The 255-nt window shown below is 65.5% G+C and carries 1 protein-coding gene; it reads left to right on the forward strand.

What is annotated here, in order from left to right; genetic code table 11:
• A partial coding sequence (locus tag FCK22_RS18245; RefSeq protein WP_136720772.1) for an AbrB family transcriptional regulator occupies positions 1 to 255 on the forward strand: 255 nt, incomplete at both ends.

Below are 255 nucleotides of genomic sequence, written 5' to 3' on the forward strand. Positions count from 1 at the left end.
CCGGCAATATCGCCCCCGCGGGCGCGGGGATGAGCCTACTGTCGATCCTCGTGATGATCGGCGTCTCCGTCGTCGTGGGGATGATCTTTGCCTGGCTTTCCGTGCCCGCGCCGCTTTTGATGGGGGCGATGGTGGTCTCGGCCATCGCGCATCTGACGGGGCTAGAGACTGGCGTTCTGCCGGGCTGGCTGACCCTTGTCGCCTATCTCGTGCTCGGCAGCCTCATCGGTACGCGGTTTTCCGGCATCACGCCTG

The sequence above is a fragment of the Sulfitobacter sp. 15WGC genome (assembly GCF_005068605.1).
In the GTDB taxonomy this organism is placed as follows: Bacteria; Pseudomonadota; Alphaproteobacteria; order Rhodobacterales; family Rhodobacteraceae; genus Sulfitobacter; species Sulfitobacter faviae.